Raw genomic sequence first — 20,408 nt, forward strand, 5'->3', positions numbered from 1 at the left:
TCGATCCGACGCAACGTCATTTCCCGGCCCGTTTTCCTTTCCGGATGCCCTGATGAGGGCGGTAACATGCGGTCCGGCACGAGTATGCGGTTGCATTCCCGCCGGAAAGGATTGCAGGTATCACATTGCAAGAGGGGTTCCGGGGGGAGACGGATCACCGCTGACGCAACGTTCCGAATTTCGCGGAACGCGTCGCGGCGGAGCGGTCCAGCCGGGAACTCCCTGACATAGGGAGAGAACACGTGAACAGATTTCTGACCACAGTCGCGGCCTTCGCGACCATCGCAGCCGGCACCAGCGCCGTCGCCGAGATCTCCGATGATGTCGTGAAGATCGGCATCCTGAACGACCAATCCGGCGTCTATGCCGATTTCGGCGGCAAGGGCAGCTACGAAGCTGCGAAGATGGCCGTCGAGGATTTCGGCGGAAACGTCTCCGGTGCCCCCGTCGAGGTCGTCACCGCGGATCACCAGAACAAGGCCGACATCGCCTCCAACATCGCGCGCCAGTGGTATGACACCGAGCAGGTCGACGCGATCATGGAGCTGACCACCTCGTCGGTCGCCCTCGCCGTTCAGGCCCTGTCGGATGACATGAACAAGATCACCGTCACCACGGGCGCGGCCACGACCGAGCTGACCGGCGCGCAATGTGTGCCCAACGGCTTCCACTGGGCTTACGACACCCATGCGCTGGCTGTCGGCACAGGCGGCGCGCTAGTCGAGCAGGGCGGCAAGAAGTGGTATTTCCTGACGGCCGACTACGCCTTCGGCTACTCGCTCGAAGAGCAGACCGGCAAGTTCGCCGAGAGCAAGGGCGGCGAGGTCGTCGGTTCCGTGCGTCACCCCCTGGCGACGAACGACTACTCCTCCTTCCTGCTGCAGGCGCAGGCTTCGGGCGCGGACGTGATCGGCCTGGCCAATGCCGGTCAGGACACCCAGAACGCGATCAAGCAGGCCGCCGAGTTCGGCATCGTGCAGTCGGGACAGCGTCTCGCCGCGCTGCTCTTCACCCTGTCCGAGGTGCACGGTCTCGGGCTCGAGGCCGCTCAGGGCCTGTCGCTGACCGAAAGCTTCTACTGGGATCGCACCGATGAGACCCGCGCCTTCGGCGAGCGGTTCATGGAGCGCACCGGTTCGATGCCGAACATGGTCCATGCGGCGACCTATTCGGCCGTGACGCAGTATCTCAAGGCGATCGAGGCCGCCGGCACCGATGCGACGGAAGAGGTTTCCGCCAAGATGCACGAGATGCCGGTTGACGATCTCTTCGCCAACGGCGCCAGCGTCGGCAAGAACGGCCGGCTCTATACCGATGTCTATCTGATGGAAGTGAAGTCGCCCGAGGAGAGCGAAGGCCCCTTCGACTACTACAACGTCCTTGCGACCATCCCGGGCGAGGAAGCCTTCATCTCCGAAGCCGATAGCGGCTGCTCGCTGGTCTCGAACTGAGTTCGATGGCTTCCGTGACCGCTGAAAGGGTCACCGAGACTCCTGAGCCGCGGGTGGTGTTGTCCGCCCGCGGCCTTGGCAAGGACTTCTCGGGGTTCACCGCCGTGAACGATGTCGATCTCGATGTCGAACATGCGCGCATTCATGCCTTGATCGGTCCGAACGGGGCCGGCAAGACGACCGTCTTCAACCTTCTGACGAAGTTCCTGATGCCCACGCGTGGCAAGATCACGCTGCTGGGGCAGGACATCACGCGATACAAGCCTGACCGCGTGGCGCGAATGGGGCTGGTCCGCTCCTTCCAGATCTCCGCCGTCTTCCCCCACCTTACGGTGCTGGAAAACGTGCGCGTGGCGCTGCAGCGTCCCAACAAGCTGGCGACGCAGTTCTGGCGTCCGCTCTCCGCGCTCGAGCGGCTGGACGCGCGGGCCGACGAGTTGATCTCGGAGCTGGGCCTGTCGGGCTACCGCAACAGCCGCGCCGCGGATCTCAGCTATGGCCGGAAGCGTGTGCTGGAGATCGCGACCACGCTGGCGCTCGATCCCGAAGTGCTCCTGCTCGACGAGCCGATGGCCGGAATGGGTCTCGAGGACGTGCAGATGGTTGCCGGGATCATCCGCGAGGTCGCCCGCAGCCGGGCCGTCCTCATGGTCGAGCATAACCTGTCGGTCGTGGCGGACCTGTGCCACAAGGTGACGGTGCTCCAGCGCGGCGAGATCCTCGCGAGCGGAGATTATGCCACGGTGTCGAACGACCCCGAAGTGCGCAGCGCCTACATGGGGAGCGAGGCATGAGCGAGCCGCTGTTGAACGTGGCCGGGCTCGAAGCCTGGTATGACGAGAGCCATGTGCTGCATGGTGTTGATCTGCATGTGAACGAGGGTGAGACGATCTGCCTTCTGGGGCGCAACGGGATGGGCAAGACGACCACCCTGCGCACCATCATGGGCATCTTGCGCAAGCGCAGCGGCACCGCGACCTTCGCGGGGCAGGACCTGATGAAGATGCCTCTGCATCACGTCGCGCGCTCCGGCCTGGGTTTCGTGCCCGAGGAGCGCGGCATCTTCGCGACCCTGACGGTCGAGGAGAACCTGATGCTGCCGCCCGTCACCGCCAAGGGCGGGATGAGCGTCGAGGAGATCTACACGCTGTTCCCCAACCTCAAGGAACGGCGCTCGAGCGCGGGCACCAAGCTGTCAGGCGGCGAGCAGCAGATGCTGGCCATGGCGCGCATCCTTCGGACAGGCGCGCGTTGCCTTCTGCTCGACGAGCCGACCGAGGGGCTTGCGCCGGTCATCATCGAGGCGATCGGGGACATCCTGCGCGAGCTGAAGAAACGCGGCATGACCGTGGTTCTCGTCGAGCAGAACTTCCGCTTCGCCAGCCGTGTTGCCGACAGGTTCTACCTGATGGATCACGGCCGCATCACCGCCGGTTTCCCGGTGGCAGACTTGCAGGCCAACATGGCCATGCTGAACAAAGAACTGGGGGTCTGATGTCCTTCGCCATCTTCGGCATCCCGATCCAGGCCTTCCTCGGACAATTGCTGATCGGCCTGATCAACGGATCCTTCTACGCGCTGCTGAGCCTCGGTCTCGCGGTGATCTTCGGCCTGCTCAGGGTGATCAACTTCGCCCATGGTGCGCTCTACATGCTGGGTGCCTTCGCGGCGCTTCTGCTCTCCGTCTATCTCGGCCTCGGCTACTGGCCCGCCCTGCTTCTGGCACCGCTGGTCGTCGGCCTGACCGGAGCCCTGGTCGAACGCTCGATGCTTTCGCGGCTCTACGGTCTCGATCCGCTCTACGGTCTGCTCTTCACCTTCGGGCTCGCGCTCGTGATCGAGGGGACGTTCCGCTACTTCTTCGGTGCGTCGGGGCAACCCTATCCGCAGCCCTCTCTCCTCTCCGGGGGGGTCAACCTCGGGTTCATGTACCTGCCGATCTATCGCGGCTGGGTCATCGTCGCGTCCTTCATCGTCTGCATGGCCGTCTGGCTGCTGATCGAGAAGACGAAGCTCGGCTCCTACTTGAGGGCCGCCACCGAGGATCCGATCCTGGTGCAGAGTTTCGGCGTCAACGTGCCGCTTCTGCTGACGCTGACCTACGCGCTCGGGGCCGGGCTTGCCGGGTTCGCGGGGGTGCTCGCGGCACCGATCTACCAGGTCTCGCCGCTCATGGGCAGCAACCTGATCATCATCGTCTTCGCGGTGGTCGTCGTGGGCGGCATGGGATCGATCCTCGGGGCGATCGTCACGGGCTACCTGCTCGGCATCGCCGAGGGGCTGACCAAGGTCTTCTATCCCGAAGCCTCCAACATCGTGATCTTCGTCATCATGGCGATCGTCCTGGTGCTGCGGCCCGCGGGACTGTTCGGAAAGGACGTCTGATGAGTGACGCTTCGCAAACCATGGATAACGCGCCCGGACGCCGCGGACGGGGCGTGCGCATCGTCATGCTGCTGGCCCTCCTCGTCGCCCTCCTGATCGCGCCGTTCATGCTCTACCCGATCTTCGTGATGAACGTGCTGTGCTTCGCGCTCTTCGCGGCGGCGTTCAACCTGCTGCTCGGGTACACCGGCTTCCTGTCCTTCGGGCATGCGGCCTTCTTCGGGGGCGGCGCCTATTTCACCGCCAATGCCGTGAAGGAATGGGGCTGGTCGCCCGAGATGGGCATCGCGCTCGGGGTGCTGGGCGCCGCGGCGCTTGGTCTCGTGATGGGTCTCATCGCGATCCGGCGGCAGGGGATCTATTTCGCGATGATCACGCTGGCCCTGAGCCAGATGTTCTTCTTCTATGCCGTGCAGTCGAGCTGGACCCATGGCGAGGACGGCATCCAGTCGGTGCCGCGCGGCAAGCTCTTCGGGTTCATCGACCTGAACAATACGGAGACCATGTATTTCTTCGTTCTGGCGATCTTCCTGATCGGGATGGGAATTATCTGGCGTTTCGTCAATTCGCCCTTCGGCATGATCCTCAAGTCGATCCGTGAAAACGAGCAGCGCACCATCTCCCTCGGCTACGCGGTGAACCGCTACAAGCTGGGGGCCTTCGTGATGTCCGCCGCTCTCGCGGGTCTGGCGGGGGCGACGAAATCGCTCGTCTTCCAGTTCGCGACCTTGACGGACGTTGCCTGGCAGATGTCAGGCGAGGTCATCCTGATGACGCTTCTGGGCGGTATCGGAACCCTGATCGGACCGATCGTGGGCGCCGCGCTTGTCGTGACCTTGCAGAACTACCTCGCGACATCGGATGTTCCGGTGACCATCGTGATCGGTGCCGTGTTCATGATCTGCGTGCTGGTCTTCCGCCGGGGCCTCGTGGGTGAGTTCTACCGGTCGCGCCTCGGACGCCGGCTCGGCTTCGATCCGGAACCCTGATCGGTAGAGACGGACGAATACGGAATATTTCGCGGTCGGCGCAAGCAGCGCCGGCTGCGTCATGCTGTCAGGCGGCCGGTCACAGCAGGCCGCGCCAAGCAAGCGCGAGCCGGGAAGGGCCCCGTCCATACATGCCGGATGGACGGCACAGCGGATCGAATACTCGTAAAGCAGCTTCGTTTCCGCAGGTTGAACAGCCCGCGGATTGTCGATGCATCGATCATGACGTCGCTCGCGTAAGGCAACCCGAACGCGCACCCCTCGATGGTCGTGAAGGAGGCGGTGAGGGGGATCCGCGCGGCCCGATGGATCAGATGCCCGATTCGAGAGGCAGCCTCATCCGACAACGGAAACCTTCGGGCTGGAAGTCGAAATCGACCTTTGCATCGCAATCGCGCGCAAGCACGGTCTCCAGCATGCGGGCGCCAAAACCGGCACGCGTGGGCGCAACGACCACCGGCCCGCCCCTTTCGGACCAGCGGATGCACAGGTGCTCGCCGGTCGCGAGGTCATACTCGATATCCACTCGACCCGACGGCCGGCTGAGCGCGCCGTGCTGCAAGGCGTTCGAGACGAGTTCGTTCAGCGCGACCGAAAGGCAGGTCGCCTGCTGGGGCGAGACGCTGACCGCCGGACCGCTGAAACGGAACCGCTCCGGGCCACCCGCCTCGGAGAGCGCAAAGTTCAGGATCGAATGAAGGTCGACCCGCGTCCAGCGATTGCTGGACAACATGTCATGTGTCCGTGCCAGAACGCTGATCCGGCTGATGAATTCGCCGGCAATTTCCGGAGGCAGAGATTGGCGCGCGATGCCGGTGACCATGTCGAGCATGGTGCTGACCCGGCTGTTCATCTCCCGTGCGAGGTCGATCAGATGGCGCTCGACGTTCTTGCGCTCGGATATGTCACGCAAGGTGACGACGGTGTCGCGCGCGGTACCGCTTCCCGGTTCGCTCATCGCCAGCGTTAGAGAGATCTCCAGGTCGGTCTCGTGCTGATCGCGCGCTTCGAAGAGCAGTTCCTCCTGAGGCCCCTTGGAAAGTTGCAGGCGCCCTTCCGCATGCCAGCTTGAGCGGTCCTGAAGGGCCACGAGGTCCTCGATCCGCTTTCCGATACCGCTCTTCTCATCCTCTTCGAAAAGGGTGCAGGCCCCCCTGTTCCAGCTGAGCACATGGCCATCCTCGCCGACACGCAAGATTGCGTTGGAGGCATTCCGCACGATAGCGGCGAGATCCTCTGCTTCCCGCTGCGCATGACGCAGGGCGCTTTCATAGCCGTGACGCTCGCGCGCATCGAACAGCGTGTAGTCGCACCGAACGATCGCCCCTGCTTCGTCATGGCGCGCGACCGCGCTCACGACGACGGGGCAGGGGCCATTCGGACCGCGCAGGTGACAGGAAATCTCGCGCACGTATCCCTGCAGCAGCAGCATCGGCTCCATATGAGTGTCGTAGAAGATCTGCCCGGCCTTGGTGAACAATCCGCCAATGGTCTCGATCTCGGCGGCATGGCGTCCCGTCCAAGCCGACAGTGTTGCGTTGACATAAGTCAGGCGGCCGGCGGGGTCACTGACAGCGATGCCGCAGGGGGCATCTTCCAGGAGTTCCGCCGCGAATGCGCCGGAGAGCGGGCCGCACCCCCCGTGCCGCTCAGCGCCGGTCAAGGAAGCCTCGGATCGCGTTGATGGTCTTGTCCGGCGCCGTCATGTGCGGGCAATGCCCCGAGACGTCGAGAAAGGCGACCTCGCTTTGAGGCACGTTCCGCTGCATCCAGTCGGCCACGCTCTGTGGCACGAGCGTGTCGTGGAGACAATGCAGGATCAGGGAGGGGCAGGTGGAGCGCGAAAGCGCCTCCCGTTGATCCGAATGGAAGGTGAGGCGGCCGAAATGGCGCGCAATCCGCGGATCGGTCTGACAGAAGCTCTGTGTCAGTTTGACCGCCTCCGGAGCTTCGGGAGATTGACCGGCGATCGTCGGGGCCATCTGCATGGACCAGCCCAGGTGGTTTTCCTCCATGAAGACGAGGAGGCCGTCGATGTCTTCCATGCTGAACCCACCCTCATATCCCGTGGCGGGATCGTCGATGAAGCGTGGCGAAGGAGAAACCATGACCACGCCGCTCGCTCGGGGTCCGAGCCGTTCGGCGGCGAGCATCACCATGCTGGCACTGATCGAATGCCCGACGAGCGTTGCCTGATCGATATGGAGCGTGTCCATGATCTCGATCAGGTCCCTGACATGACCATCGAGGCTGCCATGACGCTCGAAGTCGTAAGCGTCCAGATCGGAGGCTCCGAAACCGGTCAGGTCGTAGCTGACCACTCGGTGATCGCGGGCAAGATCCGGCAGGATATGCTGCCACATGGTCTTGTCGCAGCCGAATCCATGGGCGAGCATGATCGCGGGCCCATGCCCGAACTCGCTGACATTGTTTCTCGTGATAACAGACATCGTCCTCCTGCGGACGCGCAAGGATGGCGCCCTTGCCGGAAGCATAACGGCAAGGGTGTTACCATAATCCTGACATCAGAGGTCAGCTCAGAGCCCGGCAAGCAGCCCGAGCGACGGGTTTCCGGTCGGAGGCAGGCCCCGGCTGCGTTGGTAGGCGGCGATCGCCGCACGCGATTGCGGACCGATCACGCCATCGGTGCCGCCGGTGTCGAAGCCCCGCGCGCTCAACCTTTCCTGAAGGCTCTGCCGGTCCGACAGGCGCAGCCCGTTGGCATCCGGGGGAAAGGCAATCCGCAGTGGCCCCGCGCCGCGCAGCCGGTCCGACAGGTGACCCACGCCGATGACATAGCTTTCGGAATTGTTGTAGCGGGTGATCGCGGTGAAGTTCCGGCTGGCAAGGAAGGCCGGTGCGTTCGGGCCGGCGGGCGCGATCAGGCTGGCCTGTCCCAGATCGGGCAACGTGCCGCCCGCCGCCGGACGCAGGCCCGCAGCGGCCCATTGGGCACTGCTGCGCGGCGCGCCGCGTCCCGTGCGCGCCATGTCGAACCCCGCGGGAATGGACACTTCGATGGCCCATGGCAGGCCGGTCCGCCAACCCGATTTCGCCAGGTAGGCGGCGGTCGAGGCAAGGGCATCCGCCGGATCCTCGGACCAGATGTCGCGCCGGCCGTCATTGGTGAAATCGACCGCGAAAGCCTCGTAGGATGTCGGGATGAATTGCGTATGGCCCATCGCGCCCGCCCAGCTTCCGGTCATGCGCTCGAGCGCGATGTCACCGTTCTGGACGATACGCAGGGCGGCGATGAACTGCTTTTCGAAGAAGGCGCGCCGCCGCCCGTCATAGGCCAGCGTCGCGGTCGCCGAGACGACGGGGATCGTCCCGCGCCGGGCGCCGAACCGGCTTTCCACGCCCCAGATGGCCGCCACGATCTCGGCCGGAACGCCGTATTTCGCTTCGATAGCCGCGAGAGTGCGCGCATTGCGGGCCATCGCCGCGCGCCCGGCCTCGACCCGTTTTTCGGATGCGGCGAGGGCGATGTAATCCTCGAGCGAGCGCGAGAACTCGGACTGGTTCCCGTCCTTCTCGATGACGCCGGGCAGATACCCGGCCATCGCGACCGCGCGGCTCGCCACATCGGCCGAGATGCCTTGCGCGCGCGCCTTGGCGCCAAGCTCGCGCATGTAGATGTCGAACCCGGCATTCGGAACCGCGCGCTCCACCGGATCGGGCGCGGCATCGACCACGCCGCGCGCAACCGGTGCAGCGCATCCCGCCAGAAGGAGGCTGCCGCCCCCCAGCAAGACGGCGCGCCGGCCGGGTTCGCGGCGGCGAGCCGCGATGCGTGCGCGGATCACGGATTCGGAATCGTCTGGCATGTCTGGCGGCCTTCTGCTTGCTCTCGGGATCAAGGCTTATCGCGCTTCGAGAAGGGCTGACAACACATCATGAAGGGCCATGCATACCGCGAAGGCTCGGGTTCCGGAGCATGTACCAGCTCGAACGCGAAGGCGACGCGGGGTCCGGTCATTTGCCTCGGGCCGCACAACTTACTATTGTGTAAATCCGTTATCATAAGTATACCTGTGTAGTGCGGGCCAGTTGGCCGCGCGCGTGTAAAACGGTTCTTTGGAGTTTCGAGCATGACGGGCAATGAGAGCGGGTATCACGAGATAGCGGACACCATTCGCGAACGTATATGCCTTGCCCCTATCGATGATCCCTTCGTCCTGCGCGAGCCGGTCCTCGCCGAGGAGTTCGGCATTTCCCGCACCCCGATCCGGCAGATCCTGCAACGTCTCGCCTTCGACAAGATGGTCGAGACGCGGCCGGGTATCGGGACGATTGCCAAGCGTCTCGATCCCAAGCGCCGCGCCCACGCCTTCGCCGTGTACAACCAGCTGGCCTCCGCCGCCGCCGCTTGTTCGGAGGGAGATCCGCTTCCCGACTGGATCAAGGTCGAACTGATCGGACTGGCCAATCTCGTGATCGAACAGTCCGAGCATACACCCGAAAGCTATATCCGCTACTCCAAGCAGATCGTCTCCGCCATGGCGCTCTCGGCTGATGACGACATCCTGAGCAGTGCCCTGACCGCCGCGCATTGGCGCGTGCTGCGCTGGCGTGTGCAGGACATGCGCGCGACGCCGGAATTCTCCTGGCAGGGCTTCAAGGACAACATGGAGCGGATCGCCAAGGCGGTGTCGACCTCGGACCGGGCGGTTTTCCTGCGCACGGTCGCGGGTGTCGTCGAGCGGCAGATGCTGTCGACCGCGGCGGAGTAGGCCCGTTCAGGCCTCACGCGCCGGCGCGTGGAGCTGCTCCAGATCGTAGCCCTCGCGCCTTTCTACATCCGAATGCCAACGGGGCAGGGCATCCCGCATGAGAGCGGCCGCCTGCGCCCCGCCGAGCGCCTCGCCGGTCGGGCCTTGCCAGTTGACGAGAACGACGCGCGCGGCGGGGGCCGCGTTCCGCATGATCCAGGCACCGAGTTCACCGATCTCCTCCGGCGTCATGAAATACAGCACCTCCGACAGGAGGACGACCTGCGGTTGGGGGATTTCGCGTCCGTAGCCCGGCGGAATGGCGGAAGGCGCGGGTCCGCAGATGAACTGCACATGCTCCTGCTCCCCGAGCCGTGCCTTGGCCTTTTCGAGGGCTGCGGGAACACAATCGAGGGAGACGAGCCTGCCGGTCAGGGGCGCGAGCCGTGCGCTGAGAACCCCGATGCCGCAGCCGATCTCGAGGATCGAGGTAAAGGAGCCGGGCCCGATCGCGGCGAGCGTCGCGGCGTATTTCTCCGCTTCGTAGGGCCGCGTCAGATGGCCCCAGGGGTCGGCCTCGGCCGCATAGAGGTGTTCCAGGTGGGCGAGCGTTTCAGGCAGGGGCAATGACGATCTCCGGGTGATCGAGGAAATGGGCCTGATGATCGCGATGCATCACGAACCCGCCCGGATCATCCGGGATCAGACCGCTCATCTGGCTGGCGTGGCAGGCAAGCGCCCGCCGCTTGGCCGCGCGCGCGGCATCGTCCGCCACGAGAAGATGCATCCGCGTATCCTCGGCCGGCGCGGGGCCGAAGCGGCCCCAGACCGGGTAATGCCACAAAGCGATGTCGGGCCGTCCGCACGCCGCCGCCGCCGCGATGGTCGCGCTTCGGTCATGATCGACATGCGGATCCTTGCCCCAGCTGCACAGGACGAAAGCATTTTGCGGCACCTGCCCGGACAGCCAGGCGGTGCCCGCCTCGAAGGCCGGCTCCCCTCTTTGCGGCATGCCGCAGTCAGGCCAGGGCGGCGCGATCAGTTCGATCGGCGCCGCGCCCGGCGGCGTCAGGCAGGCGAGAGCGGCGCGAAGCTCGCGTTGCCGCAGGGCCGCGAGGCTGTCGCGATCGTGACTTCGTGAGTTGGGGTGGGATGCCGATCCATCCGTCATGCAGATCACACGGCATGGGATGCCCATTTCCAGGGCGCCATGCAGAAGCGCACCGCAGCCGAGCGTTTCGTCGTCGGGATGCGGCGCGATCACGGCAAGCGACTTCCATCCTTTCAGCAGATCGACGACCGCTAGCTGCGGCGCGGTTGCTGCCCGTTCGAGAAAGGGGCTCATGCCAAGGCCCAATCCCCGGCGGCCTGCGGATCATCGAGAAGCATCCGCATCGCGCGCCGGCCCATGGCATCCGGGCCGGCCTGTCGCAGGTAGACCTGCAGATCGCGGCGCCGGCGCTCGACGGGGTGACTTATGGCGAAGGAGGCCGCGCCGAGCGCATCGTCCATCATCGCGATCAGGCCGGTCGCCTCCCGGGCGGTCTGCAACCTGGCCATGATCGAGGTCGCGGCGGCGACCGGCGCCGTATCGGGGGCCTCGACCGCGCGCGCGGCACGCAAGGTCCACATCAGGCAGGTCTCGCAGGCCACCGTCATCTGCCGCAGGCGTTCGATCTGCACCGGATCCTCAAGCTGCCCGCGCGCGTCCAGCTGCGCCGCGCAGCTGCGTGTCATGGCCCGCATCGCGCCGGCTTGCACCGCGGCATATCTCCAGACCCCTCCCTGGAAATGCGGCTCGCACAGGTATTGACCCGGCGCCCCGAGAAAATCCTCGCCGCGAAGCGCGATCCCGTTCAGATCGCAGCGCCCCGAGGCCGTCGCCTGCATCCCCGACATGTGCCATTCCTCGGGAAAGAGACGGCCCTCGAGCCGGTCCTTCGGCAGGATCACGAGCTGTATCTGCCCGTCCGGACCCTTCGCGGTGATCACCGCGTGATCGATGACATTCGCGCCCGAGGCGAAAAGCTTCTCGCCGGCAAGCCTGCCATCCTTGATCCGGACCGGCGCCGGTCCCTCGGCCCCCCAGACACCGAAGAGGGCGCCGTGCCGCGCGGCCTCCAGCAAATCGGCACGGGTTTCTCCGCGGCCCATCATGTCGACCAGCTTGACGGCGTTGACATGGCCCTCGAAGATCCGCCCCGCCGAAAGGTCGGCCTCGCCGATGCAAACGAGCGCCTCGTGCAACTGCGCGGGATCGGCAGGATAATGGGCAAGTCCGCTTGCGCCATCGGCACCCGGAGCGCAGGCGCCGAGCAGGCCGCCGCGCCGCATGGCCTCGACCATTGCGACCATGTCGAGATCGGCGCGTTCGGGTCCGGCAAGGGCGGCAACTGCGTCGCAGCTTTCCTTGATCATGCGACCGCGCGGCGGCCCACACGCCCGGTCAAGGGGCGTATCGCCGTCTCGACGAGCGTGCGCAGGGCCGGGAGGTCGCGTTCGAGATCGCTTGCCCGCAAGGGAGGATCGGCGTTCAGGAGCGGCGGACGCAGGCTCGGCCCGAGCGTCTGCGCGGCGCTCCAGTCGGCGGCGAGATCGGCGGCGCTGCGCAGCAGGGGATCGGCCTGGGGGTCGGGATCGGAGAGCCGGCCACGCAGGGCCTCGGCCATGCCGCCCGGCGCGCGCCCGGCGATGCGCGGCGAGACACGGGCGAGGGCCTGTGTCGAGTAGCGCACCGTGGCACCGATCCGTTCGGCCTCGCGCACCAGCTGGCGATCCTCGCCGGCGCGGATGTCCGGAAGCCCTCCCAGCCGCTCGTGCAGATCGCGTGTCAGGCCCATGCAGGCGCCCGACTCGATGTAATGGGGGCAGGGGCCGGAGAGCTGCAACGCGCCGCGGATGTCCAGCGCGTGCCGCATCTCATGCACCAAGGGTCTGTATTGGCCCTCGATCTCGTTGATCCTGCGGATCGACGGGGTGGCCAGCATCGCGGCAGGCAGGGACGTCTCGATCCGCCCGCAGATCACCGCGGCCCCGTGGCGCGCGGCGCGTTCGATGGCCGCGAGCGTCATCGGCGAAAGCTCCGAATCCGCGTCGGTCGTGAAGAGCAGGCCGGCATCGGGCCAGGCTTGGCAGGCCGCCTGCATCGCCATGCGCCGCGCGCGGCCCGCATCCCGGCGCTCCGGCGGGAGCGTGGTCTCGACAACCTTGAGCGTGAAGGCGCCTTCGCCGCCATGCCGCGCCGTGAGACGCGCCGTTCCATCCGTACAGTTATTGGCGAGCACGAGAACCCCGACGTGGCCGGAGCATTGCCGAGCCGCGACCGCGATGGAGCGAAGGGCCGCACCGATCAGGTCTTCCTCGTTGGTCGCCGGAATGGCGATCGCGATATCGGTCATGGCGCATCCCCCCCCCTGTCTCCTTGCTCATAACCGCGCCGGAGGGCTTTCGTTCCGCGTGCGGGGGAACCTCAGCTCGGCGCGTTCCGTTGCAGACTGGTAGGAGACGGCCGCAGGGCGCGGTCTATAGGGGAGATCTACGTGATGGATGACACTGCCAAACGGCCAAGTGCCGCGAAATTCTGGATTGCGGTCGTGGTTGCCGCCCTCGGGTGGCTGATACTTGGCTGGATGGTCACGTCCGGGGCATCGACCCGCGACGAGTTGGAAGCAACCAACCAGAAGCTTGTTCTGGTCGAGACGCAGCTTGCGGAGCAGACCGAGGCCGTCGGAGCGATCGATACGCTGCAGGCGCAGATCGTGGAGCTCGACGCCGAGCGCGCCACGCTCGAGACCGAGCGCACGGCGCTGTCGCAGCAGATTGAGCCCGAGGCGAGCCGTCTTGCCGAGCTCGAGGAGCGCAACCAGCTTCTCGATGCCGAGTTGAGCGCGCGAGAAGCCGAGCGCGAGGCCCTCATGGCCGAGATCGAGCCCCTGCGTGCCGAGCTTTCGGATTTCGAGACCCGCCGCGCCACTGCCACCGAGGCGGCCGATGCGGCCGAGCAGGAGCTGGCCGAGGTCGGCGCGCGGGTGAATGATGCACGTGACCAGGAAGCAGAGCTGCGTACCCTCATCGCGACGTTGAGCGCGGAGGCCGCCACGCTCAGCGAGCAGGTTTCGCAATCGGAGAACCGGCTTGGCACGTTGCGCGACGAGAGCGCCGGACTCGAGCAGCAGATGGCGCAGATCCGCAGCGATGTGAACATGCTGGACGAGCGCAAGACCCGTCTCGCCGAAGATGTCGCAGCCCTTTCGGAAGAGCGCGAGCAGCTCGTGACCGATGTCACGGCGGCCCGTGAGCAGCGCGAGGTCCTGCAACAGGAAGTGACCAAGCTGGCCGAGAACCTCGCCGCGCGCGCCGATGACCTGGCCGCGATCGAGACGCGCATCGCCGAGGCCCAGGAACAGCTGCGCGGGCTTCAGGCCGCCGCAGGCGAGCAGCGCGGCAACGGCGCGGCCAACCTCTCCCAGCCTGCGAACGATGAAGCGAAGCCCGCAGCCTCGGCACCCGCGCAAGGCGGCACCTCCGGTGACGCCGAGACCGGCCAGAACGCGGCGCCCGCGCAGGAAGACGCGTCCGGTGACACCGCAACCCGTCAGGATGCGGCACCCGTGCGACCGGCCGATGCCGGCGCCGACAAGGAAGGCGCCGAGCAAGGCGCCGGGGCCACGAATGCGCAGGGCGAGGCTCCGGCCACTGCCACAGAGCCCGGCTCCGAGCCGCAGAACGCGGACCAGAACGCGGCGGGCGATGATGCGTCCAATCGCGCCACTGCACCGGCCGCAGGCACGCAGGGCGACGACGCTACGCAACCGGCCCCCGCGCAGCAGGCCCCCACCCAGCAGACCCCTGCGCAGCCGGCACCCGCGCAAGAGGGCGGCATGCAGGACGATGCCGCCGCGAGCCCCGAGGCCACCGGCATCGCGCCGGGTGTCTACCGCGTGGGTCCAGTCACCGCCGCCTTCGGTGCCGATGGCAACTTCCGCATGGATGGCAGCAAGAGGCTGCAGAACATCGAGGGGCGCTACACGGTCGAGGGCGACACGCTGACCTTCGAGGAAGCCACCGGCGACGTGCGCCGCGTCAAGTTCCCGATGACCTGCACGCTTGTGGCGAGCCCGGAGGGCTTTGCCATCTCCGAGCAGAGCGATCGCTCGTGCCGGATCTTTGCAGGGCGCAACTTCGAGCGTTCCGAGTGACCTTTTACGGGACCGGGGTTCTCCCGGTCCCGCATCGGCGCGCAAGGGCCCGTGCCCCGCTGCGCTGCCGGCGGGGCATTGCATGCCGGCGTGATCTGCGCGACATCCCATGACACGGAGTGTCAATTGGTTTTCCGCGTGAGGAGCTTTCACCGATGCAGCAAATCCAGGGCCTTTTCGGTCTTCTGAGCGATGCGACCTGGGGGTGGGCGTTGATCCCGTTCCTCGTGGTGCTCGGCGTCACGTTCACACTGGTCTCCGGCTTCGTTCAAATTCGTTATTTCGGCCGGATGTGGGGTGTCCTCTTTCCCGGTCAGTCGCCCAGGGATGGCGGTGTCAGCTCCCGCGAGGCGCTGCTCGTCTCGATCGGGGGCCGTGTCGGCGGCGGCAATATCGCCGGCGTGGCCGTGGCAATCACCCTCGGCGGGCCCGGTGCGGTCTTCTGGATGTGGGTCATCGCCCTTATCGGCATGGCCACGAGCCTGTTCGAATGCGCGCTCGCACAGCTTTACAAGCGTGCCGAGCCCGATGGGACCTATCGCGGAGGTCCCGCGCAATACATCCTGCACGGCCTGGGCCAGAACTTCGGTTGGCTGGCGGTCCTCTACGCGATCTGCCTGATCGCGGCCTTCGGTCTCGGCTTCAGCGCGTTCCAGGGCAACACCGTCGCCGTCGCGGCGCAGGATAGCCTCGGTCTTGACCCGATCTTGGTGGGTGCGGGTCTCGCGGTGCTCACGGCACTCATCGTCTTCGGCGGGATCAAGCGGATCGCGCGCGTGTCCGACGTGATCATACCCGTCATGGCTTTCGGTTATATCGGTCTGGCGCTGATCGTGATCGTGCTCAATCTCGACGCGGTGCCCGGTGTCCTGTGGACCATCGTCGCGAACGCGCTCGGCTTCGAGGAGGCCGTTGGCGGCGGCATCGGTGCCGCGGTGGCGCAAGGGATGCGGCGGGGTCTCTTCTCGAACGAGGCCGGGCTGGGATCGGCGCCGAACGTGGCGGCCGTCGCCAAGGTGCCCCATCCGGTAACGCAGGGTATCGTGCAATCGCTGTCGGTCTTCATCGACACGATCATCATCTGCTCGTGCACGGCGCTCGTGATCCTGCTGGGCGATGTCTACGTGCCCGGCGCGGAAGGGGTCGACGGCGTCGCCCTGACGCAGCAGTCGCTCGCCTCGCATCTGGGGGCCTGGGCGCAGTATTTCCTGACCGGCGCGGTGCTGCTCTTCGCCTTCAGCTCGATCATCTACAACTACTACCTGGGCGAGACGGCGCTGACGGTTCTGTCTGACACGCCTCCGGCCCGGCTCGTGCTGCGCCTGGCGATCCCCCTCGTGGTCTTTCTCGGCGCGGCGGCGCCCGGGGCAACCTCGGTCTTCTTCTTCTCGGATCCGCTCATGGGGCTGCTTGCGATCGTCAACCTTCTTGCGGTGACGATGCTCTTTCCGGTCGGGATGCGTCTTCTGCGCGATTACCGGCAGCAGCTCGCGGCAGGGGTCGAGGAGCCGGTGCTCGATCCCGCGAGCTATGGCGATCTCGATATCGATCCGGCGGCCTGGCCCCGCGAGACCGTGACGCAGGCGGCGCAGGGCGCGGCCGGTCCGGGCGGCAAGGTGGTGATCTGATGCGCCGCATGGAGGGCATGGCCCGTCCCGACTGGCGCGAAAAGGCACGCGATGCCGGGTTCCACTTTCACGAGATGCACGATGCGCCCTACTGGGACGAAACCAGCGCCTATGCCTTCACGCTCGCGCAGATCGAGGAGGATATCGAGGATCCCTGCACCGAGCTGCACGAGATGTGCCGCGCGGCCGCCGAGAAGGTCGCGGCTTCGCAGGAGTTGATGGAACGGCTCTGCATCCCCGAGGCGCATCGCGACCTCGTGGCCGGAAGCCTGGCAGCCGGCGATCCCGAACTCTATGGCCGGTTCGATCTTGCCTATGACGGCACCGGCCCCGCCAAATTGCTGGAATACAATGCCGACACCCCGACCTCCCTCTTCGAGGCCGGCAGTTTCCAGTGGAGCTGGCTCGAGGATCAGATTGCCGCCGGCGTGCTGCCGGAGGGCGCCGACCAGTTCAACGCGATACATGAACGCCTCGCAGGCCGGTTCGCGGAGATTTTCGCCGCCGGCACGGATGTCCATTTCGCCTCGGTGGGCGGAGAGGACAATCTCGAGGATTACGCCACCGCCGAAGCCATGGGCTGGGCCGCGCGCGAGGGCGGGATGGTGCCCCAATATACCAAGCTGGAGGAGATCGGCCTGTCCGATCGCGGGCAGTTCACGGATGGGGAGAGCCGGGTGATCGGCGCCCTCTTCAAGCTCTACCCCTGGGAGGACATGCTGCGCGATGAGTTCGCCGATGCGATCGCGGGCTCCGGCTGCCTCATCCTCGAGCCACCCTGGAAGGCGATCGTGTCGAACAAGGGCCTTCTCGCGGTCCTGTGGGAGATGTTCGAGGGGCATCCCAACCTGCTGCCGGCATTCTTCGAGGCGGACATGGATGCGGGCGGTGCGGCTCTGGATCGTGCCTTCGCCCAGCTGGACCGCGCCCATGTGCGCAAGCCGGTCTTCTCGCGCGAGGGTGCCTCGATCGAGATCCGCGAGAATGGCGAGATCACCGAACGGGCCGCCGATCGAAGCTACGACGCGCATCCCAGGATCGTCCAGGCGCTGCATCCGCTCCCGGTCTTCGACGGCTTCCATCCCGTTCTCGGCGCTTGGGTGGTCGGCCGCGAATGCGTCGGGCTCGGTATCCGCGAGGACCAGGCCCGGATCACGCAGGATTTGAGCCGCTTCAAGCCGCATTGCATATTGGACTGAGCCGGGCACGGTGCATACTTGTGAAGGATGCACGCAACGCCACCAGACGAGGAGCCCGCGATGAGCGTTCGCACGAAGAAGAGATCGAAGACGGCCTGCACCGTTCTGCTGGGGTTCAGTGCCCTCACGCTGGCCGCCTGCGAGGACGATACCGTCGAGGCGCAGCTCTTCGAGAGCGAAGCGCAATGCGAGGCGCAGGGCCAGGAGGGCGGAAGCTGGTGGACGCCGGAGGATTGCGAGGAGGGTTTCGCGCAGGCCCGCGCCGAACATGCCGAAGCGGCCCCGCGCTATGATGCTCTCGAGGTCTGCGAGGAGCAGCATGGCGAGGGCATGTGCCAGGAGGACCAGTTCAGCCAGGGCGGCGGGTTCGGATCGATATTCCTGCCATTGATGGCCGGCTACATGATCGGAAACGCCCTGAGCGGCAAACGCGCCAAGCCGCTCTATGCCGCGAAAGGCGGCGGGTTCGCGACCGCCGGCGGGACCACGCGCTTCGCACGCGCGAGCGGGTCGACACGGCTCAGCCCCGCCTCGCTGACGCGGGCAAGCTCGACCATCAACGCCCGGCCGATGAGCCGGGCGACCGTGTCCCGCTCGGGCGGGTTCGGGGCCGCGCGCACCTCTAGCGGCAGCCGCAGCTTCGGCGGATGAGACAGGGGAGCCGGCCGGGGCGTCCCGGCGATGCGTGAGCTCATCCAGGGCATCGCGGCGCATCGGATAACGGCCTTGCGCGAGCTCATGCCCGGCGTCCTCGTCGCGGTCCTGGTCGCGCTCGCGGCGCAGTTCGTGGCCGACCATTACGGCGCGCCCGCCATGCTCATGGCGCTTTTATTCGGGATCGCGCTCAATTCGCTGAGCGATCCGGGCCCGACCGCCGCGGGTATCGGTTTCACCGCGCGCAGCGTGCTGCGTTTCGGCGTGGCGATCCTCGGCGCGCGTGTCAGCACCGAGATGCTCGGCGATCTCGGCCTGCCCATGGTTTCCCTGATCCTGGCGGCGGTCGCGGCGACGATCGGTTTCGGTATCCTCGCCGGACGTCTCATCGGCCAGGGGCCGCGCTTCGCGCTCCTGACCGCCGGGGCGGTGGCCATCTGCGGCGCGTCGGCGGCCATGGCGATCGCGGCCGTCCTTCCCAAGGATGCACGCTCCGAACGCAATCTCCTCTTTACCGTTCTCGGGGTCACGGTCCTCTCGACCCTCGCGATGATCGTCTATCCCATCCTCGTCGGGGTGCTCGGCTTCGACGATACGACGGCCGGCGCCTTCATCGGCGCGACAGTGCATGACGTGGCCCAGGTGGTGGGAGCGGGTTTCTCGATTTCCGACAGGGCAGGGGAGGTGGCGACGCTGGTCAAGCTGATCCGCGTCTCGCTCCTGGCGCCCGTGGTGGTGCTCATCGCCCTGTGGTGGCGTCCTGCCCATGGTGAGGCGGGCGGCGGCGTCGGGCAAAGACCGCCCATCGTACCTCTCTTCGTGGCCGGCTTCCTCGCGCTCGCGGCACTCAATTCGCTCGGCCTCTTGCCCGGTGCCTTGTCGGGCTTTCTCGCGCGGGTGTCGCATTGGTCGCTGCTTGCCGCGATCGCGGCCGTCGGGATGAAGACCGATCTGCGCCACATGCTGCAGGTGGGGCCCGGCGCGATCGTCCTCATCCTTTCCGAGACGCTCTTTCTCGCAGCGCTCGTCTACGTGGGCATCGGGGTCTTCGGGCTCGGTCCCTGACGGCGCGCGGCGCGGCTATTGCAGGACGGTGACGCTGTTCCCGCCGGCGAGCTGGGTGACGTTGACGGTGTTGTTGGCCGTGGCCTGGGTGATGTCGACATGGTTCCGCGGGCCGCGCTGCTCGGTGACGATCCGGTTGCCGGTCTGCGTGACATCGAGGTCGACGGCGTTGCCGCGCCCGACCTGGGTCAGCTCGGCGAACAGGTCCGGATGCGATAGATGGCCGCCGATCCTGTTGCGCGATCCGTCCTGCAACAGGCCGAGTGTGCTCGCGGTGCCGTCGATCTGCAATTCGATCCTGTTCTGATCGCCGAGCTGCACGCTGGCAAGGGACAGGTCGTGACCGGCCGCCGTGATGCGCGCCTCGTTATCCGTGCCGATCTGCCGGGTGCCGAATGCCGCGCGGTCGCCATCGACGAAAAGCTCCAGGCGGTTGCCCGAGCCGCGTTGCACGAGGCCCGCATTGGGCGCATCCGGCATCAGGGCGGCGCCGGCGAACGCGTCCCGCCCGTTCCACGATCCGATGAAGGTGGCGTCGATCTCGTTGGGGGCCGTGCCGCTACCGCGACTTTCCTGAAACAGGCGTCGGACCCGGTTGCGCGCTCCGTCCTGCACGAGGGTCGCGATGTTCCCCGCGACATTGAGCACGGACCGCTGCTCGGCATGGCCGATGCGGTTGGCGCCCTTCTGTGTCAGCTTCAACATGTTGACGGGCACGTCCGCGCCGCCCGCGGTCACCTGCAAGGCCGAGCGCAGCAGGTTCGCGCCATTCATCTGCTCGAGCGCAAGCAGGTTGGCCCGCGGTCCCGCGCCCGCATCGGAGCGCTGCGCGATCTGGCCCGAAACGCTGTCGCCGGTCCCGGCGCGGTTGCCTGTGCCGGCCTGGATGATCGACAAGTCATTATTCGATCCCGTTTGCGAAAGGGGTGCCAATCGGGTGCCTGCGCTGTTGCCCGTGCCCGCGCCCTGGTCGATCAGGGCTTCGTTGCCCTGGGTGCCGAAGGCCGGCGCGGCTTGCAGGAGAGTGGCCGAGTTGCCTGCGAGCGTGCCGGTCGGAAAGGCGAGGGCAAGCAGGCCGCAGCATCTCATCAAGGGATGGTGGAACATCTGTCGGCTCCAATCGGATC

19 protein-coding genes are annotated in these 20,408 nt (G+C 66.4%); 11 read left to right on the forward strand and 8 right to left on the reverse strand.

Going from position 1 to position 20,408, the window contains the following annotated elements:
* Window positions 1–254: 254 nt before the first annotated feature.
* The 5 genes from PMES_RS07960 (at window position 255) to PMES_RS07980 (ending at window position 4,825) form a co-directional block, all read left to right on the forward strand.
* Complete coding sequence (locus PMES_RS07960; RefSeq protein WP_438943230.1) at window positions 255–1,451, forward strand: ABC transporter substrate-binding protein; 1,197 nt, start codon at window positions 255–257, stop codon at window positions 1,449–1,451.
* Between the two features lie 14 nt (window positions 1,452–1,465).
* Entirely contained in the window at window positions 1,466–2,245 is a 780-nt protein-coding gene (locus PMES_RS07965) for an ABC transporter ATP-binding protein (RefSeq protein WP_438943229.1), read from the forward strand.
* Window positions 2,242–2,946 carry an ABC transporter ATP-binding protein gene (locus PMES_RS07970; protein ID WP_159965159.1) on the forward strand — a complete coding sequence of 235 codons (705 nt, stop codon included), beginning with the start codon at window positions 2,242–2,244 and terminating at the stop codon, window positions 2,944–2,946. Before PMES_RS07965 ends, PMES_RS07970 begins: the two co-directional genes overlap by 4 nt.
* Window positions 2,946–3,836: a branched-chain amino acid ABC transporter permease gene (locus PMES_RS07975; protein WP_159965161.1), complete on the forward strand. Its 891-nt coding sequence runs from the start codon at window positions 2,946–2,948 to the stop codon at window positions 3,834–3,836. Before PMES_RS07970 ends, PMES_RS07975 begins: the two co-directional genes overlap by 1 nt.
* 65 nt (window positions 3,837–3,901) lie before the next feature.
* A complete protein-coding gene (locus tag PMES_RS07980) occupies window positions 3,902–4,825 on the forward strand; it encodes a branched-chain amino acid ABC transporter permease (protein WP_438943231.1) in 924 nt (307 codons plus the stop codon).
* A gap of 310 nt (window positions 4,826–5,135) precedes the next feature.
* Here the strand turns inward: PMES_RS07980 and PMES_RS07985 are convergent, their stop codons facing one another.
* The 3 genes from PMES_RS07985 to PMES_RS07995 all read right to left on the reverse strand — a co-directional run bounded on the left by PMES_RS07985 (window position 5,136) and on the right by PMES_RS07995 (window position 8,652).
* Window positions 5,136–6,488, reverse strand: coding sequence for a sensor histidine kinase (locus PMES_RS07985; protein WP_159965164.1), 1,353 nt, complete (start codon window positions 6,486–6,488; stop codon window positions 5,136–5,138).
* Window positions 6,475–7,275 (reverse strand): alpha/beta fold hydrolase, encoded by an 801-nt coding sequence (locus PMES_RS07990; protein ID WP_159965166.1) that lies wholly within the window; start codon window positions 7,273–7,275, stop codon window positions 6,475–6,477. Before PMES_RS07990 ends, PMES_RS07985 begins: the two co-directional genes overlap by 14 nt.
* Window positions 7,276–7,362: 87 nt before the next feature.
* A complete protein-coding gene (locus PMES_RS07995) occupies window positions 7,363–8,652 on the reverse strand; it encodes a lytic murein transglycosylase (RefSeq protein ID WP_159965167.1) in 1,290 nt (429 codons plus the stop codon).
* Window positions 8,653–8,916: 264 nt separating this feature from the next.
* On the opposite strand from PMES_RS07995, the gene PMES_RS08000 reads away from it, so the two are divergent.
* Complete coding sequence (locus tag PMES_RS08000) at window positions 8,917–9,558, forward strand: GntR family transcriptional regulator (RefSeq protein WP_159965169.1); 642 nt, start codon at window positions 8,917–8,919, stop codon at window positions 9,556–9,558.
* 6 nt (window positions 9,559–9,564) lie between these two features.
* On the opposite strand, the gene PMES_RS08005 is transcribed toward PMES_RS08000, so the two are convergent.
* From PMES_RS08005 to PMES_RS08020, 4 genes are read right to left on the reverse strand one after another with little or no spacing between them, the layout of a single operon-like run.
* Window positions 9,565–10,164 carry an SAM-dependent methyltransferase gene (locus PMES_RS08005; protein WP_159965171.1) on the reverse strand — a complete coding sequence of 200 codons (600 nt, stop codon included), beginning with the start codon at window positions 10,162–10,164 and terminating at the stop codon, window positions 9,565–9,567.
* Window positions 10,151–10,882 carry a PIG-L deacetylase family protein gene (locus tag PMES_RS08010; RefSeq protein ID WP_159965173.1) on the reverse strand — a complete coding sequence of 244 codons (732 nt, stop codon included), beginning with the start codon at window positions 10,880–10,882 and terminating at the stop codon, window positions 10,151–10,153. Before PMES_RS08010 ends, PMES_RS08005 begins: the two co-directional genes overlap by 14 nt.
* Window positions 10,879–11,955, reverse strand: coding sequence for an acyl-CoA dehydrogenase family protein (locus PMES_RS08015; RefSeq protein ID WP_159965174.1), 1,077 nt, complete (start codon window positions 11,953–11,955; stop codon window positions 10,879–10,881). Before PMES_RS08015 ends, PMES_RS08010 begins: the two co-directional genes overlap by 4 nt.
* Window positions 11,952–12,935, reverse strand: a complete 984-nt coding sequence (locus PMES_RS08020) for a glycosyltransferase family 2 protein (RefSeq protein ID WP_159965176.1) — start codon at window positions 12,933–12,935, stop codon at window positions 11,952–11,954. The genes PMES_RS08015 and PMES_RS08020 overlap by 4 nt, the downstream gene beginning before the upstream one ends.
* 144 nt (window positions 12,936–13,079) lie before the next feature.
* On the opposite strand from PMES_RS08020, the gene PMES_RS08025 reads away from it, so the two are divergent.
* From PMES_RS08025 to PMES_RS08045, 5 genes are all read left to right on the forward strand, one after another.
* On the forward strand, window positions 13,080–14,735 hold the full coding sequence (locus tag PMES_RS08025) for a coiled-coil domain-containing protein (protein WP_159965178.1): 1,656 nt from the start codon (window positions 13,080–13,082) through the stop codon (window positions 14,733–14,735).
* Window positions 14,736–14,890: 155 nt separating this feature from the next.
* The gene (locus PMES_RS08030; protein WP_159965180.1) at window positions 14,891–16,363 is read left to right on the forward strand and encodes an alanine/glycine:cation symporter family protein; all 1,473 of its coding nucleotides are present in this window, start codon (window positions 14,891–14,893) and stop codon (window positions 16,361–16,363) included.
* Window positions 16,363–17,562, forward strand: a complete 1,200-nt coding sequence (locus PMES_RS08035) for a glutathionylspermidine synthase family protein (protein WP_159965182.1) — start codon at window positions 16,363–16,365, stop codon at window positions 17,560–17,562. The genes PMES_RS08030 and PMES_RS08035 overlap by 1 nt, the downstream gene beginning before the upstream one ends.
* Before the next feature lie 60 nt (window positions 17,563–17,622).
* Entirely contained in the window at window positions 17,623–18,213 is a 591-nt protein-coding gene (locus PMES_RS08040) for a DUF1190 domain-containing protein (RefSeq protein ID WP_159965184.1), read from the forward strand.
* Window positions 18,214–18,243: 30 nt separating this feature from the next.
* Window positions 18,244–19,281: a YeiH family protein gene (locus PMES_RS08045; protein ID WP_159965186.1), complete on the forward strand. Its 1,038-nt coding sequence runs from the start codon at window positions 18,244–18,246 to the stop codon at window positions 19,279–19,281.
* Window positions 19,282–19,296: 15 nt separating this feature from the next.
* Here the strand turns inward: PMES_RS08045 and PMES_RS08050 are convergent, their stop codons facing one another.
* A complete protein-coding gene (locus PMES_RS08050; RefSeq protein ID WP_159965188.1) occupies window positions 19,297–20,388 on the reverse strand; it encodes a hypothetical protein in 1,092 nt (363 codons plus the stop codon).
* Between the last annotated feature and the right edge of the window lie 20 nt (window positions 20,389–20,408).

The organism is Profundibacterium mesophilum KAUST100406-0324 (assembly GCF_009835145.1).
GTDB lineage: Bacteria > Pseudomonadota > Alphaproteobacteria > Rhodobacterales > Rhodobacteraceae > Profundibacterium > Profundibacterium mesophilum.